The sequence below is a fragment of the Halopseudomonas litoralis genome (genome assembly GCF_900105005.1).
Lineage (GTDB): Bacteria > Pseudomonadota > Gammaproteobacteria > Pseudomonadales > Pseudomonadaceae > Halopseudomonas > Halopseudomonas litoralis.
The window spans coordinates 3,603,870-3,618,345 of the sequence record NZ_LT629748.1; the positions used below are offsets into that span (position 1 = coordinate 3,603,870).

Genomic DNA, 14,476 nt, shown 5'->3' on the forward strand with positions numbered 1-14,476 from the left:
ACTATTTCTCGATAACCAGCATCGCTTGATTGCTTGTACGGGTTCTACCCCGCTTCCACGGACGGTTTTAAAGAGCCGAAAACTTCAGATCTTGCTGAGCAACTCTACGACGCATTCGTGGGTTATGAAACCGCTCAATATAGTCGAACAGATCCGCTCGCGCTTCATCAAGTGTCCGGTACGATTGATGAGCAACACGCTCGCGCTTGAGTTGGCCGAAGAAGCCCTCACAAGCCGCGTTATCGCCACAATGGCCAACGGCACTCATGCTGCAAACCAGCGTGTTTCGGCTCAGAAAGCGCTGATAGTCGACGCTGGTAAATTGGCTTCCCCTGTCAGAATGTAAAATGACCGACCAGTTACCCTGACGCTGCCAAATCGCCATCTCCACTGCCCGGATGACCATCTGCCTATCTTGGCGATGATGCATCGACCAGCCAATCACTAGCTTGCTGTACAGATCCAGCACTACACACAGGAAGAGCTTGCCCTCCAGCGTGGCTATCTCCGTGATATCCGTGACCCATTTGCGCTCCGGCTCCAAGGCATTGAAGTCGCGTTCCAGTAGATTTTCCACACCTGCTGGGCGGCCAGACGTTACTCGGCCAAAGCCACGTCTCTTCCTGCGCGGCCAACCTTGAATTTGCTCTGCGGCCATCAAGCGAGCAACACGGTTCAGGCTGGCGGTTTCAGCTTCGAATAGGAGATCCTCGTGCATGCGAGGCGCACCTATTGCACCGCGGCTATCCTCATGGATCTCACGAATACGCTTTATCAGGCGCGCATTATCCTGAGCGCGTGGGCTTGGCTCACGATCTTGCCAGTCGTAATAGCCACTGGCAGACACCTTCAAACAACGGCACATCAGTCGGACTGGGTACTCGTTGCGGCAGCGCTGGATCACCGAGTACCGTTCGATGACTCCCTGGCAAAGTACGCTGCCGCGTCTTTTAAAAAATCACGTTCCTTCGTCACTCGGGCCAGCTCGCGCTTGAGGCGGGCAAGTTCTTCATCTCGCGGGTTGCCTGTGCCGGGAAAAGGCTTCTCAGCTGCTCGCGCCTCACGCACCCAGCGATTTAGCAAGCTTGGCGCCACCCCGATTATCTGACGACAACTGGTGCCTGAGCGACGGGCCAGTTCTACGGCCTCCCGTTTGAACTCCGGGCTATATTGTTTGCGCTTGGACATGAACACTCCTATGACTCCACATGAGTCTACTTGAAAGTGTCCGTGGAAGCGGGGTAGAACCCGAAGGGGACGCTGCATTGAAAGAGTTAATGTCCGCCATTGTGCCATCATGCAATCACTCGCGGAAGCATGCATGGCATCCACCAAGCGCTAGGTGGCGGTTTTTTGAGGGGCCTGCTAGGTTCGATCTTTATAGTCTAGCGGCCGCTTTTGGCCGACACCTGCCTGTCATAAATGGTCGGCTCCAGTCAGCCAATTTGGCTATACCCATACTGGCGAGTCTGGTGTTGGCTGGTTAAGAAATTATTATCCGGGGTTAAATTTGTCACTTTCAGAAGGCGACAGCACGAAATATCAAAAGTCGACCGCACGGTCTTTTCTGACGTTGGAGTCGCCTCAGAAAACGGAAAATAAAGCACGCTAAGGCGTAGTTCCCTCGGGCTACACGGCGTCCGCACTGCGCGGTTCTTTCTTCCCTTGCAGTGACGCAATCAGCGGGCAGGAAACGTTCCCCTTCCGCGCATGGCAGGCGCACACCAAATCAGACAGCACGGCCTCCATGCGCGCCAGGTCAGCCATCCTCTCGCGCACGTCCTTGAGCTTGTGCTCGGCCAGGCTGCTGGCTTCCTCGCAATGGGTGCCATCCTCCAGCCGCAGCAGCTCGGCGATCTCATCCAGGCTGAAGCCCAACCGCTGGGCTGATTTCACGAAGCGCACCCGCGTTACATCCGTCTCGCCATAGCGGCGAATGCTGCCGTAAGGCTTGTCCGGTTCCGGGAGCAAGCCCTTGCGCTGATAGAACCGGATGGTCTCCACATTGACCCCGGCCGTCCTGGCGAAAACGCCAATGGTCAGGTTCTCCAAATTGTTTTCCATATCGCTTGACTCCGTACATAACTACGGAAGTAAGCTTAAGCTATCCAATTCAGATTCGAAAGGACAAACGTATGTCTGAACCTCAAAACGGGCGCGGCGCGCTCTTCACTGGCGGGCTGGCCGCCATCCTCGCCTCGGCTTGCTGCCTCGGGCCGCTGGTTCTGATCGCCTTGGGGTTCAGCGGCGCTTGGATCGGCAACTTGACGGTGTTGGAACCCTATCGCCCCATCTTTATCGGCGTGGCGCTGGTGGCGTTGTTCTTCGCCTGGCGGCGCATCTACCGGCCGTCAGCCGCCTGCAAACCGGGTGAGGTTTGCGCGATTCCCCAAGTGCGAGCTACTTACAAGCTCATTTTCTGGGGCGTGGCCGTGCTGGTTTTGGTCGCGCTCGGATTTCCCTACGTCGTGCCATTTTTCTATTGATCACAGGAGTTCACCATGAAAAAGCTGCTTTCCGCCCTTGCCCTCGCTGCCGTTGTTGCCCCCGTGTGGGCCGCCACCCAGACCGTTACGCTGTCCGTACCGGGCATGACCTGCTCGGCCTGTCCGATCACTGTCAAGAAGGCGATTTCCAAGGTCGATGGCGTCAGTAAAGTTGACGTGACCTTCGAGACGCGCGAAGCGGTGGTCACCTTCGATGATGCCAAGACCAGCGTGCAGAAACTGACCAAGGCTACCGAGGATGCGGGCTACCCATCATCAGTCAAGAACTGATCATGAAAGACCCGAAGACACTGCTGCGGGTCAGCATCATTGGCACAACCCTCGTGGCGCTGTGTTGCTTCACCCCTGTTCTGGTCATTTTGCTCGGTGTGGTCGGCTTGTCCGCGCTGACCGGCTATCTGGACTATGTGCTGCTGCCTGCGCTGGCGATTTTCATCGGCTTGACCATCTACGCCATCCAACGAAAACGCCAAGCCGATGCCTGCTGCACCCCGAAATTCAATGGAGTAAAAAAATGACCGAAATCACCGTGAATGGCATGACCTGCACATCCTGCGCCACCCATGTCAAAGATGCTTTGGAAAAGATTCCCGGCGTGAATGCCGCTGTGGTGTCCTATCCAGAAAGCCGCGCGCAAGTCATGGCAGACACCGCCGTGAGCCACAACCAACTGCTGGCCGCCATCGCCGCATTGGGTTATCAAGGCTCGATCCGGGTTGGTGATTTCAAAGATGAACCAAAAATCCGTGATGCACTTGAGGGCGCCGGTTTGCATATCGCCATCATTGGCAGCGGCGGGGCCGCGATGGCGGCGGCGCTGAAGGCCGTCGAGCAAGGCGCGACGGTCACGCTGATCGAACGCGGCACCATCGGCGGCACCTGCGTCAATATCGGCTGTGTGCCGTCCAAGATCATGATCCGCGCTGCCCATATTGCCCATCTGCGCCGGGAAAGTCCGTTCGACGGCGGTATTGCGGCAACTGTGCCTGCGATTGACCGCAGCAAACTGCTGGCCCAGCAGCAGGCCCGTGTCGATGAACTGCGGCACGCCAAATACGAAGGCATCCTGGACGGCAATCCAGCCATCACCGTTTTGCACGGTGAAGCGCGTTTCAAGGACGACCAGAGCCTGGTCGTCCGTTTGAACGAGGGTGGCGAGCGCGAGGTAACGTTCGACCGCTGCCTGGTCGCCACCGGTGCCAGTCCGGCCGTGCCGCCGATTCCGGGCCTGAAAGAGTCACCCTACTGGACTTCCACCGAAGCGCTTGTCAGCGACACCATTCCCGCACGCCTGGCCGTGATCGGTTCGTCGGTGGTGGCGTTGGAACTGGCGCAAGCCTTTGCCCGGCTCGGCAGCCAGGTCACGATCCTGGCACGCAGCACCTTGTTCTTCCGGGAAGACCCGGCCATCGGCGAGGCCGTGACAGCCGCTTTCCGCGCCGAGGGCATCGAGGTGCTGGAGCACACGCAAGCCAGCCAGGTCGCCCATGTGAACGGCGAATTCGTGCTGACCACCGGACACGGTGAATTGCGCGCTGACAAGTTGCTGGTTGCCACCGGTCGGGCACCGAATACGCGCAGCCTCGCGCTGGACGCGGCGGGGGTCACTGTCAATGCGCAAGGGGCCATCGTTATCGACCAAGGCATGCGCACGAGCAACCCGAACATCTACGCGGCCGGCGACTGCACCGACCAGCCGCAGTTCGTCTACGTGGCAGCGGCCGCCGGCACCCGTGCCGCGATCAACATGACCGGCGGCGACGCAGCCCTCAATCTGACCGCGATGCCGGCAGTGGTGTTCACCGACCCGCAAGTCGCCACCGTGGGCTACAGCGAGGCGGAAGCGCACCACGATGGCATCGAGACCGACAGTCGCACGCTGACACTCGACAACGTTCCGCGAGCGCTTGCCAACTTCGACACACGCGGCTTCATCAAGCTGGTCATCGAGGAAGGTAGCGGACGGCTCATCGGCGTGCAGGCGGTGGCCCCGGAAGCGGGCGAACTGATCCAGACGGCGGTGCTCGCCATCCGCAACCGCATGACGGTGCAGGAACTGGCCGACCAGTTGTTCCCCTACCTGACAATGGTCGAGGGGTTGAAGCTTGCGGCGCAGACCTTCAACAAGGACGTGAAGCAGCTTTCCTGCTGCGCTGGATAAAAAAAGGAGGTTTTCAATGAGCGCCTACACCGTGTCCCGGCTGGCCCTTGATGCCGGGGTGAGCGTGCATATCGTGCGCGACTACCTGCTGCGCGGATTGCTGCGTCCGGTGGCGTGCACCCCGGGCGGCTATGGCCTGTTCGATGATGCCGCCTTGCAACGGCTGTGCTTCGTGCGGGCGGCCTTCGAGGCGGGCATCGGCCTGGACGCGCTGGCGCGGCTGTGCCGGGCGCTGGATGCTGCGGACGGCGATGAAGCGGCCGCGCAGCTTGCCGTTCTGCGCCAGTTCGTCGAGCGTCGGCGCGAAGCGTTGGCCGATCTGGAGGTGCAGTTGGCCACCATGCCGACCGAGCCGGCACAGCACGCGGAGAGTCTGCCATGAACAGCCCCGAGCGCTTGCCGTCCGAGACGCACAAACCGATCACCGGCTACCTGTGGGGCGCGCTGGCCGTGCTCACCTGTCCCTGCCATTTGCCGATTCTCGCCATTGTGCTGGCCGGCACGACGGCCGGCGCGTTCATCGGAGAGTACTGGGGTATCGCAGCCCTCACGCTGACCGGTTTGTTCGTCCTGTCTGTGACACGACTGCTGCGGGCCTTCAAAGATCGATCATGAGCGCTTCCCATTGAGACAAACCACGCTGTCGCTACGTTGCCTCATGCCGGCATCAAATTCGGCTGAGTAGCTTCTCGCCATCTGGACGTAGCTCACCCTTGGGTGAAACATGCCGATACAGGGTCTGCCGCGTGACGCCAAGTTCCTGGCACAGGTCGCCGACCTTGGTCTCTGGCTGACCCATTGCCGCCATCGCCAGCCGCAGCTTGGCGGCGGTCATCTTGAACGGCCGGCCGCCTTTCCGCCCGCGCGCGCGGGCCGAGGCTAGGCCGGCAATCGTGCGCTCCGCGATCAACTCGCGCTCGAACTCGGCCAGGGCGGCGAAGATGCCAAAGACCAGCTTGCCGGCGGCGGTCGTGGTGTCGATGGCCGCGCCGTGCCCGGTTAATACCTTCAAGCCGATGCCGCGCCCAGTCAGGTCGTGCACGGTGTTGATGAGATGTCGCAGGTCGCGTCCGAGCCGATCCAGTTTCCACACGACCAGTGTGTCGCCAGTTCGCAACGCCTTCAGGCAGCTCGTCAAGCCGGGCCGATCCTCGCGCATGCCGGATGCCTGGTCCTCGTAAAGATGTACTGGATCGACCCCGGCGGCAATCAGCGCGTCGCGCTGCAAATCGGTAGCCTGGGAGCCGTCCGCCTTCGATACCCGCATGTAGCCTATCAGCATGTCGTACCTGTCACATATACGTTCGATTATGTGACAGTGTGAGCCAGAAAGTTCTCGCCGTCAAAAACTGTCACTTAACCCGTCATTTAGTCTAAGACCTGCAAACGGCCATTCAGGCTCGTAATGTGACAAAAACTCCGGCGGGATGCCCTCCTTGGTGAACGTGGCGCGCAAACGTTCCAGGGATTCGGGGTCGCGTCGCCCGTAGGACGCCAGTGTGAACAGCAAGCGGGCCGTCTCCGGGTTGTGTCGCGCTTCAATGATGGCCTCATCGATGGCCTGGGCTGCTCGTTGCCAGTGGTTGATGGGTTCCGGCTTCGGCACCTTCGCCGGCAGGCCGTTGGTGAAACCAGTGTGCGGCTCCGTCTGAAACAGCGCGGCCTGTTCCCCGCGCGGGATCAGCGCCTTTGACTCGATCAGCGTGATGGCGGTGGCCGCCGCCTCCAGCATCTGCCACTGCACCGCCGGGGCCAGAATCTCGTAGGGACGCCACAGACTCTGCCCGGCGCGCAGCGGATGGCCGCAGCGCTCCCAGACATGGCGGATGCTCGCCGAGCAACTGCCGCAGTGCGAGAGCGGCGTGTTCAGCTCATCAAGCAGGGTGCGCAGCAGCCGGAACCACAAGCCGGCGTGGACACGCCGACGCGGCAGCTCCACAAAACCCGTCGTCAGCGCCTGCCAGGTGCGCCGGTCCATGCAGGCGATTGCGTCATCGGCAGGGCGCGGCGCAGCATCGGCGATTTCCCACTGAAGATACCGGCCGGGCATGCCCCAGTAGGACTCCAGCCAGCAGCCATGCTGCGGGCAGCTCAGCATCAAGGGGAGCTGCCAGACGAGTAGCACAGCTTGATTCGTTGGATCGTTCAGACACTGCGGACACGCCCGGCGAATCGTCTGGCTCGGTAGCCAGGCACGCCAGCGAGTGATGGACCGCACCTTGCGGGTGCGCTTGGGCAGGAGCACCGTGCATTGGAATGTATAGGTTTCCAAGGCTGCTGGTACCGAATCGTCGAGACTGTCGAGCAGCCACGGCACCCAGCCTGCAAGACTCATGCTGCGCAACCGCTCCAGCTCGACGCCACTGCGCTGGCAGAGCGCCGTCAGCAACGACAAGGATGGTGCGGTATCCAGGTCATCAAGTTGGCTGTGACCAAGATCGTGGGCCAGCAGCTCGTGCACGTCCATCTGGTAGCAGGCGGCGACCCGGTTGAGCCATGAGGACAGGGCTTCGCCTTCCTTGGGTGCCGGATGCAGCGGCCAGCGCGGCGCGGACTTCACATCAGTTCCCGCTCGAACTGTCGCCGCCGCTCACTGGGGCCGATGTAGTCGGCCATGCTGAGCGTGCGGTGGTTGATCGCTTCCTCGCCACTCTCCACGGCGGCGACGGCCGCCGCCACCAGCAGATGTGCAAGCTCGCCGATGGTGCCTTCGCTCCGGGTGAGCAGGTAGCGGGCCATGTCCAGCGTGGCAATCGGGGATGGCCGCCGTAGCGGGAGTGACGCCGCGAAGCTGGCCAGCAGCGAGCAGCAGTCCTCATTGGCCTCCCACGGCGGCAGCAGCATCGGCTCGAAGCGGTTTTCCAACTGATCGTCCGAACGGATGGCCAGGTACGCCTCGCGCGTGCCGACCCCGACCAGGGGGATACGCAGCTCGTTGCCGAGGAAGCGCAGCAGGTTGAGGAACTCGCGCCGGTTAACGCTGTTGCCAGCCAGTACATTGTGCAGTTCGTCGATCACCAGCATGCGCACGCCGACCTTGCGCAGCAGGGCCAGCGCCAGTTGCTCCATTTCCGGCAGCCGTGGGCGCGGGCGCAGCGGCGCGCCCATCGCAGCCAGCAGCGCGACATAGAAGCGGATCACCGATGGCTCTGACGGCATCTGCACGACCAGCACCGGGATATGTTCTTGGTCAGCGTCGGTGCCGACCGGGTGCGCCCGCCGGAATTTCTCGACGATCATCGACTTGCCGTTGTTGGTGGGGCCGACCAGCAGCAGGTTTGGCATGCGTTGCTTGTTCGGCCACGCATACAGAGTTTCCAGCCGGTTCAGCGCCTCGACCGCGCGCGGGTAGCCGATCCAGCGGTCGGCGCGAATGCGCTGGATGCGCTCGTCTGCCGGCAGCCTGGCCAAACCCTGTGCCGCTGGCAGCAGGTGGGACAGGTCAATGACGGGATATTCGTCCACGGCTACCACTCCTCGATCTGATCGAACGGTTTGGCCGGCGGCAGGTTGTCTGCCTGCGGGTCAGCCATGTCCACATCCGGCGGTATGGGCTTGGCCGGTGGCTCCGACGTCTTGAGGTGCTGGCGGCGATCAGCGTCGCGCCGCGCCTTGCGCGTGGCCTTCTGGGCGGTGGTCACGATCTCGCGCATCTGCCCGATCATGCGGAACAGCGCCGACTCGTCCACCTGCTCGCGCCCGAGCTGACGCAATTTGGCCAGCGCCTGGCGTTGTTCCCAGAGGGTGACGGCCGGATGGGACAAGGTGCGGTAGTGGATCTCCAGATAGTGCTGACCTTCCGGTTCCAGTACCCAGATGCGGCTGATGTCGCGCGGATCGCGCCGGATCAGGAAGGCGGGCAAGCGCTCGCGCCGGGCAATCCACGGCTTGAGGGCGTCGGCGTAGTAGTGGATGTGGTCGATGACAAAGCCGGTGCGGGTCAGGGTGCGGCGGATCACCGGCAGGAAATCGACCAAAAACGCGGTGGGGCGGGTAACGACGGCCGGGACGCCAACGCGCTCCACGGCCTCGGCCCAGCGCGCGGCCGGCGGCTGGAGCAGGCCGTTGTGCACGGAGCCGTGATAGGTGCCTACCGCCAACGCGAGCCAGCGCTCCAGCTCGCGCAGCGTCAGGGTGGCCATCTTCTCGGAATCGTACTCGCCGCGCTGGCCGGGATTGGAGAAGGTCGTCCCCGGTAATTCGTCGTGGATCATCTGCATCGCCGTGCCGATGATCCGTTCCACGATGCCGCCGTAGTGCGGCTGGCCTGGTGGGCGATAGTCCAGCCGGATGCCATGCTGTTCGCAGCCACGGCGCAGCGCTTCGCTTTTGAACTCGGCCGCGTTGTCCAGATAGAGCAGCCTGGGCTTGCCGCTCATCGGCCAGTCCATTTCCACATTCAGCCCTTCCAGCCAGGGCCGCTTGTCGCAGGCGGCATGCGCGAGGCATAGGCCGACCGAGACGGCGGACGGCGCTTCCAGCGTGACCACCATGCCGAGTACGCAGCGCGTGAACACGTCGATGGCGAGGGTCAAATATGGGCGGCCAATCGGTTGCCGGTCGCGCTCGTCGACCACGATCAGGTCGATGACGGTGTGGTCGATCTGCACCTGTTCCAGCGGCATGGTGACTTCGGGCGGAATGCCACCCGCGCCTTGCAAGGGACGGGCAGCGTCCTGCCCGCCCCGGCTGCGGGCTATTTTCGCCGGGTGTAGTCCGGCAATCCGCTGGGCCACGGTGTTGCGCGCCGGCACCGGCAGCTTCTGGGTTTTGCACGCCTGCGCGACTTCGCGGTGGAACGCCGCCAGGCTGCGTTTCTGCTTGGTCAGGAAGCGCTTTTGCAGCAGCTCGCGGATGATGCGCTCGACCGGTTCCGGCAAGCGCCCCTTGCCTTTGCCGCCGCCGGATCGGCCGGGCGTCAGGTCTGTTACCAGGCCAGTACCCTGCCGGGCGCGACGGATCAGGACATATACCTGTCGCCGGGACAGGCCCAGCGCTTGGGCTGCCTCATCGGCGGCTTCATGCCCGACCACCTCAAGCGCTGCCAGTGGCCCGATGATTTCCGTCCGGTGCCGGGCTTGCGCCCATGCCTCGTCGGGCAGGGTGGCCACGCCTTGCGCGGCAATCGGTGGAGTGTCTGATGTCATGCCCAAACCTCGCTTTGGTGCACACGAGTATTGAGCATAGTCGAGATTGGTGCAGACGACTCCTGATATTGGGCTGTCAGGAGCCGTATGCACACCAGGCGTTACATCCAGTCAGATGGTGCGGTCGTCTTCTGAAAACGACAGCAACGGTAGACGGAGCTGGCAGGTTAACCGGAAGGAACGCTGGAATCGACGTGAGCGCATTATCGGTTCGGCGTGACTCACTGATCCAGCGTCGCACCAGATTGGCGTGGAGGCCGTTATCCAGCGCAACGCGTGAGACGGAGGCTCCCGGTTCATTGCAAGTGGTGACGATGCTGGCCTTGAATTCCCGGGAATGGCGACGACGTTTTTGACAAGGCTTGGTTACGCTTACAGTGCTCATATTAAGTGTCCACTAGAAAATAAGTGGACACTATCCTGACGGCCCCAGTGCTCAGCTCAAGACGGGATCACCGGACGCTTACGTACGAACAGCGTGACCGACCCCAGGACGTGCTGTTCATTCGGACCAGGGTACCTATGCCATGACAATGCGCCAATGGAGCGGCTGTTTCGCAGTCTGGAAGCAGAATGGGGCTGACCGTGGGCTACATGAGTGCATCGCGGGCACAGCAGGATATCAGTCGGTTTCTGATGCCAGGGTACAACTTGCAACGGCCATATCAGTTCAACGGTGGACCACCGCCCGCTGTGGCTGGGGGAGAGTTAGAGAGTACTTGCTCTTCCGGGTACGCGGATTAAATGGTTGATCTTACCTTTGCATGAGAGAGAGAGTGAAGCAAGCCGATATTTTATCGGATTATCTGGTTAGTGCTCCAACCTCCTGCTGATGCACACTTCCTTCGCTAATTCCAGCAAGAACCCCACAAACCTCAATTTCCCGATCATCGTTGCAGCTCGCTCTTAATGAAACGAGTTGTTTCTCAAGCGCTTGCAGACCGGTTATCTGTGACCGCACTTGAGAGATGTGATCATCGAGCAAGGCGTTGACGGCGGTGCAAGGCTGATGAGGCTCGTCTTGATAGCTCTGTAGTTCGTGAATCTCAGCCAGTGACAGGTCTAGGATTCTGCAGCGACGGATGAAGGCAAGCCGCTCACTATGCTTCTCGGTATAGACACGATAACCGTTGTTCTGCCGATCAGGCGGCGGCAACAAGCCCTGCTGTTCATAGAAGCGGATCGTCTGCGTTTCGACCCCTACCAGCTGCGCCAACTGACCAATACGCATCAGCCTTCTCCCCTGTTGACCTTGTAGTGGCTTTATGGTTTTAAATGGTACCACAACATTTGTCAAGTGGAATAGTAGCATGAGAAAATCCTGTGGTAGCGCCTGTGACGGTGACGCAACGTCCGCAGTGGATAGCAATATGCATGCCTCCTCCGAAGCGTCAGGGAACTGGGTCAGCGTTTATGCCGTGCCGAAGATGGACTGCCCATCAGAAGAGCGAATGATTCGCCTGGCCCTGGACGGCTTTGAGGAAATTCGGGCGCTGTCCTTCGACTTGTCGAACCGCCGGCTCAAGGTCGTGCATGACGGCGAAGTCGAGCCCATCACCTCGAAACTGAAGACCTTGAGGCTAGGAGCCTCGCTTCAGGAAACCGTCGCTGCAAATCCGGAGACCATCAAGGCCGCTGAGTTCTCGCCAGCTTCTGCTAAGCAAGAATCCAGGACCCTGCGTTGGTTGCTCGGCATCAATGCACTTCTGTTCGGGGTGGAAATGACTGCCGGTCTAATCGCCCAGTCCACCGGGCTGATTGGAGAATCCCTGGACAATTTTGCAGATGCAGCCGTCTATGGCCTTGCCCTTTATGCGGTCGGGCATAGCGTAAAAATGCAGGTACGCGCCGCGCATCTAGCAGGATGGCTGCAGCTAATTCTGGCTATAGGCGTACTTGTGGAGGTGGTGAGACGCTTTGTATTCGGTAGTGAGCCTGAATCGCTGGTGATGATGGCTATCGCATTTGTCGCATTGATTGCCAATACCAGTTGTTTGCTGCTCATATCCAAGCACCGTGAGGGCGGGGCGCACATGAAGGCAAGCTGGATATTCTCGGCCAATGACGTAGTGATCAACCTGGGGGTTATCATTGCCGGAGCTTTGGTTGCCTGGACAGGATCCAATTATCCGGATCTGATTATCGGCACAGTCTCGGGGGTCATTGTACTTAACGGTGCCAGGCGCATTCTGGCGTTGAAGTAATGCCCATCATTGGCAAAACTCTCGCCGTATGCCCTGTTGCCCATATCAAGCCTGCTGGCAGCGTCTGATCAGGCTGTAAAGTGGCTGGTGCAGCAATCAATGGTCTAGGGCGAATCTGTTTAAGTGATCCTGCTCTTTAACTGGGTGCATCTATGGAGCACCCGTGCCGCATTCAGTCTTTTTGCGCATGGTGGGGGCTGGCAGCGCTACTTTTTTAAAAATCGTCATAAAAGAGAATTCATTGCATACCGTCTTATCCTCGGTGGCACCATGGGCAATCTGACATGCTTTCCGAGTTGCCCAGTGTCGTACTTTTCTTCCAGTCGACAGCCTTAGAGGACACCGCGGGAGACCTCCTGACAGGGCTGATCGCAGCCTACTGCTTATACGGGTGATAGATGTCATTCCACGGCTTCGGAAGGAAAAGCAGACCATGTAAGCCTTGAACCACTTGGTCACCTCAGTGGGACTGTCAGATTTTTTGTGTTCGGGCTGTTAATGGCCTGCCATCAGGTAGGCCCTCACTTACCAGGTTGGCTTGGTGAAACGATCTTCGTACAGGATCACGAACTGAGTCATAGCGGTTTCCAGTCATGCGCCGCACTACCCCAGTTGGCAGTGATATTACGTAGCGCCAACCAGAATACCTTTCGTATGGCAGGCGGGAAGACAAGGAACGGAATGAACCTATCCCATCCACGCCGCCATTGTCTTGCTGGCTGAATACGAAGCAGCAGCTCCCAGCTTGCGGCGCACCGAGTCGAGTCCAGAAACATTCACTTTGCCACCCTGGTGAGCCCGAGGAATGGGGTGATGGGATTGAATTGAGCGGAGCAAGAAAGCATGAGCCACAGGATTGATCTTGATTTCGGAGGCGAGAGCATTGGGTGATAAGTGCGCGCTACTCTTCGACCTATCCACGGGAATGCGCTACAAGACTCTTGTAACGAGGGTGATGGCTTTGCTTGCCGGAGGCGCCATGCCGCTTGCCTTTGCCCCTTTTGGTTGGGCATGGCTTGCGGTGGTCGCTCTGGCCGCATTGTTTGTCCTGACCGCGCAACCTTCAAAGCGTCAGGCGTTATGGTCGGCTTACTTCTTTGGCCTTGGTTACTTCGGTGTAGGTGTCTCCTGGGTCTTCGTCAGCATCAGCCAGTACGGCAATGGCCCCGTGGTGGGGATGTTAGCTACAGCGGCCTTTGTCTCGCTGCTTGCCCTCTTTCCATGGGGCGTCGCGTACCTCGTACGCCGCCTGCACCCTGAGATGGATGCGACGGCCCTCTGGCTAGGGCTACCAGCGACATGGGTGTTGAGTGAATGGATGCGCACCTGGTTCTTAACCGGCTTTCCCTGGCTCTTTGTCGGCTACAGCCAGACCGACACCACACTCGCCACTATCGCGCCTGTCTTTGGTGTGCTTGGCGTGAGTTTTCTGGTGGCCTTGCTCGCTGGCGGCCTGGCTTGGGTTGTTTTAAATCCAAGCCTGCGCCGTGCAGCGGTAGCCGGTGCCGTGTTAACCGCTACTCTTGCCAGCTTGCAGCTCCTGGATCATGAGTGGACGCAGCCAGCCGCCGATCCTATCAATATTGCCCTCTTGCAAGGAAACATCGCGCAAGACAGAAAATGGGACCCGGATTCACGGGGAATCACGCTGGACCGTTATCAGGCGCTTACGAAGCAGCATCTCGGGGCCGACATTGTGATTTGGCCAGAAACGGCAATCCCGATGTGGCATGACGAGGCTAGAGAATATCTTGCTGAGCTTAAGGCGTTAGCCGATCAGGCCGGCACCTCGTTGATGATTGGCGTCCCGATACGCGAGGAGGACGGTCGCACCTACAACGCGGTGACAAGCCTCTCCGATCCCTCAGGCTTCTACTACAAACGTCACCTGGTGCCCTTCGGTGAGTATGTTCCGTTTCGGGAGTTTTTGGGTTCGTCCCTCGACGTGCTCGGGGCGCCCATGTCCGATTTCACACCGGGACGGGAAGCGCACGTCCTGAAGGCAGCAGGGGTGCCTGTAGGGGCACTCATCTGCTACGAGGCGGTCTTTGGTGCTGAAGTCACGGAGTTTCTGCCCGAAGCGCAGTTGCTGGTGAATGTCAGTAACGATGCCTGGTTCGGCAGCTCGCTCGGCCCTTTCCAGCACTTTCAGATGGTCCGCATGCGTGCCATCGAAACCGGACGTGACCTACTGCGAGCCACGAACACGGGTATCACAGCAGCTGTCAGCTACGAGGGAAAGGTTCTTACACGCGCTCCTCAATTCCGCGTAGCCACCCTCAGTGCCGAAGTGACCCCCAGAACTGGCGCAACCCCTTATGTGCGCTGGCGGGATTGGCCTGTCCTTGGCGTGATCGCACTCGGACTCGGCTTGCTCCTGCTTCGTCGAATTCGGCAGTATCATCGCTTGGGTACATGACAGCGAGCAGATTTTAAATCGGATGAGGAGGAAGGGAT

The 14,476-nt window shown here is 60.0% G+C and carries 15 protein-coding genes and 4 pseudogenes; 10 read left to right on the plus strand and 9 right to left on the minus strand.

The genetic code is table 11. The features are described from left to right. Positions 1-44: 44 nt before the first annotated feature. Together BLU11_RS17170 and merR are read right to left on the minus strand one after the other, a co-directional pair. Positions 45-1,188 (minus strand): annotated as a pseudogene (locus BLU11_RS17170) (IS3 family transposase). Positions 1,189-1,629: 441 nt separating this feature from the next. Next, a complete protein-coding gene (gene merR / locus BLU11_RS17180; protein WP_000429838.1) occupies positions 1,630-2,064 on the minus strand; it encodes an Hg(II)-responsive transcriptional regulator in 435 nt (144 codons plus the stop codon). Positions 2,065-2,135: 71 nt separating this feature from the next. Here merR and merT point away from each other — a divergent pair, with 71 nt between their 5' ends. Genes merT through merE form a run of 6 tightly spaced genes read left to right on the plus strand, consistent with a single transcriptional unit; the run spans position 2,136 to position 5,283 of the window. Beyond that, a complete protein-coding gene (merT, locus tag BLU11_RS17185; protein WP_001294667.1) occupies positions 2,136-2,486 on the plus strand; it encodes a mercuric ion transporter MerT in 351 nt (116 codons plus the stop codon). 15 nt (positions 2,487-2,501) lie between these two features. Beyond that, positions 2,502-2,777, plus strand: a complete 276-nt coding sequence (gene merP / locus BLU11_RS17190) for a mercury resistance system periplasmic binding protein MerP (protein WP_000735441.1) — start codon at positions 2,502-2,504, stop codon at positions 2,775-2,777. 2 nt (positions 2,778-2,779) lie between these two features. Further along, positions 2,780-3,025 (plus strand): mercury resistance system transport protein MerF, encoded by a 246-nt coding sequence (gene merF / locus BLU11_RS17195; RefSeq protein ID WP_000654684.1) that lies wholly within the window; start codon positions 2,780-2,782, stop codon positions 3,023-3,025. Next, positions 3,022-4,668, plus strand: a complete 1,647-nt coding sequence (gene merA / locus BLU11_RS17200; RefSeq protein ID WP_000136268.1) for a mercury(II) reductase — start codon at positions 3,022-3,024, stop codon at positions 4,666-4,668. The genes merF and merA overlap by 4 nt, the downstream gene beginning before the upstream one ends. Positions 4,669-4,684: 16 nt before the next feature. Continuing rightward, positions 4,685-5,050: a mercury resistance co-regulator MerD gene (merD, locus tag BLU11_RS17205; protein ID WP_003465059.1), complete on the plus strand. Its 366-nt coding sequence runs from the start codon at positions 4,685-4,687 to the stop codon at positions 5,048-5,050. Then, positions 5,047-5,283 carry a broad-spectrum mercury transporter MerE gene (gene merE / locus BLU11_RS17210; protein ID WP_001087809.1) on the plus strand — a complete coding sequence of 79 codons (237 nt, stop codon included), beginning with the start codon at positions 5,047-5,049 and terminating at the stop codon, positions 5,281-5,283. The genes merD and merE overlap by 4 nt, the downstream gene beginning before the upstream one ends. 52 nt (positions 5,284-5,335) lie before the next feature. Here merE and BLU11_RS17215 read toward each other — a convergent pair whose 3' ends face one another. From BLU11_RS17215 to tnpA, 5 genes are all read right to left on the minus strand, one after another. Beyond that, complete coding sequence (locus tag BLU11_RS17215; RefSeq protein ID WP_000904941.1) at positions 5,336-5,950, minus strand: recombinase family protein; 615 nt, start codon at positions 5,948-5,950, stop codon at positions 5,336-5,338. Between the two features lie 60 nt (positions 5,951-6,010). After that, positions 6,011-7,228 carry a TniQ family protein gene (locus tag BLU11_RS17220; RefSeq protein ID WP_090275497.1) on the minus strand — a complete coding sequence of 406 codons (1,218 nt, stop codon included), beginning with the start codon at positions 7,226-7,228 and terminating at the stop codon, positions 6,011-6,013. Beyond that, the gene (locus tag BLU11_RS17225; protein ID WP_003465065.1) at positions 7,225-8,133 is read right to left on the minus strand and encodes a TniB family NTP-binding protein; all 909 of its coding nucleotides are present in this window, start codon (positions 8,131-8,133) and stop codon (positions 7,225-7,227) included. Before BLU11_RS17225 ends, BLU11_RS17220 begins: the two co-directional genes overlap by 4 nt. Positions 8,134-8,135: 2 nt before the next feature. Continuing rightward, positions 8,136-9,815: a Mu transposase C-terminal domain-containing protein gene (locus BLU11_RS17230; RefSeq protein ID WP_003465068.1), complete on the minus strand. Its 1,680-nt coding sequence runs from the start codon at positions 9,813-9,815 to the stop codon at positions 8,136-8,138. A gap of 76 nt (positions 9,816-9,891) precedes the next feature. Further along, positions 9,892-10,200, minus strand: a complete 309-nt coding sequence (gene tnpA, locus BLU11_RS19845; protein ID WP_090275499.1) for an IS66-like element accessory protein TnpA — start codon at positions 10,198-10,200, stop codon at positions 9,892-9,894. A gap of 138 nt (positions 10,201-10,338) precedes the next feature. Here tnpA and BLU11_RS19630 point away from each other — a divergent pair. Next, a pseudogene (locus tag BLU11_RS19630) lies at positions 10,339-10,559 on the plus strand (IS3 family transposase); the annotation flags it as partial. A 58-nt stretch (positions 10,560-10,617) separates the two neighbouring features. Here the strand turns inward: BLU11_RS19630 and cadR are convergent. Next, positions 10,618-11,046, minus strand: a complete 429-nt coding sequence (cadR, locus tag BLU11_RS17245; RefSeq protein WP_036991837.1) for a Cd(II)/Pb(II)-responsive transcriptional regulator — start codon at positions 11,044-11,046, stop codon at positions 10,618-10,620. 79 nt (positions 11,047-11,125) lie between these two features. Here cadR and BLU11_RS17250 point away from each other — a divergent pair, with 79 nt between their 5' ends. Both BLU11_RS17250 and BLU11_RS17255 read left to right on the plus strand, forming a co-directional pair. Further along, complete coding sequence (locus BLU11_RS17250) at positions 11,126-12,019, plus strand: cation transporter (RefSeq protein WP_036991838.1); 894 nt, start codon at positions 11,126-11,128, stop codon at positions 12,017-12,019. A gap of 9 nt (positions 12,020-12,028) precedes the next feature. Next, a pseudogene (locus BLU11_RS17255) lies at positions 12,029-12,301 on the plus strand (signal peptidase II); the annotation flags it as partial. Positions 12,302-12,544: 243 nt separating this feature from the next. Here BLU11_RS17255 and BLU11_RS19345 read toward each other — a convergent pair. After that, a pseudogene (locus BLU11_RS19345) lies at positions 12,545-12,726 on the minus strand (IS256 family transposase); the annotation flags it as partial. 272 nt (positions 12,727-12,998) lie between these two features. Here BLU11_RS19345 and lnt point away from each other — a divergent pair. Next, entirely contained in the window at positions 12,999-14,438 is a 1,440-nt protein-coding gene (gene lnt, locus BLU11_RS17260; RefSeq protein ID WP_036992120.1) for an apolipoprotein N-acyltransferase, read from the plus strand. Positions 14,439-14,476 lie beyond the last annotated feature (38 nt).

Coding starts and splice junctions, on each gene's coding strand:
- merF (WP_000654684.1), top strand. CDS start 2,780: ATGAAAGACCCGAAGACACTGCTGCGGGTCAGCATCATTGGCACAACC.
- BLU11_RS17230 (WP_003465068.1), bottom strand. CDS start 9,815: ATGACATCAGACACTCCACCGATTGCCGCGCAAGGCGTGGCCACCCTG.
- merD (WP_003465059.1), top strand. CDS start 4,685: ATGAGCGCCTACACCGTGTCCCGGCTGGCCCTTGATGCCGGGGTGAGC.
- merR (WP_000429838.1), bottom strand. CDS start 2,064: ATGGAAAACAATTTGGAGAACCTGACCATTGGCGTTTTCGCCAGGACG.
- tnpA (WP_090275499.1), bottom strand. CDS start 10,200: ATGAGCACTGTAAGCGTAACCAAGCCTTGTCAAAAACGTCGTCGCCAT.
- merT (WP_001294667.1), top strand. CDS start 2,136: ATGTCTGAACCTCAAAACGGGCGCGGCGCGCTCTTCACTGGCGGGCTG.
- merP (WP_000735441.1), top strand. CDS start 2,502: ATGAAAAAGCTGCTTTCCGCCCTTGCCCTCGCTGCCGTTGTTGCCCCC.
- merE (WP_001087809.1), top strand. CDS start 5,047: ATGAACAGCCCCGAGCGCTTGCCGTCCGAGACGCACAAACCGATCACC.
- merA (WP_000136268.1), top strand. CDS start 3,022: ATGACCGAAATCACCGTGAATGGCATGACCTGCACATCCTGCGCCACC.
- BLU11_RS17215 (WP_000904941.1), bottom strand. CDS start 5,950: ATGCTGATAGGCTACATGCGGGTATCGAAGGCGGACGGCTCCCAGGCT.
- BLU11_RS17250 (WP_036991838.1), top strand. CDS start 11,126: ATGAGAAAATCCTGTGGTAGCGCCTGTGACGGTGACGCAACGTCCGCA.
- lnt (WP_036992120.1), top strand. CDS start 12,999: ATGCCGCTTGCCTTTGCCCCTTTTGGTTGGGCATGGCTTGCGGTGGTC.
- cadR (WP_036991837.1), bottom strand. CDS start 11,046: ATGCGTATTGGTCAGTTGGCGCAGCTGGTAGGGGTCGAAACGCAGACG.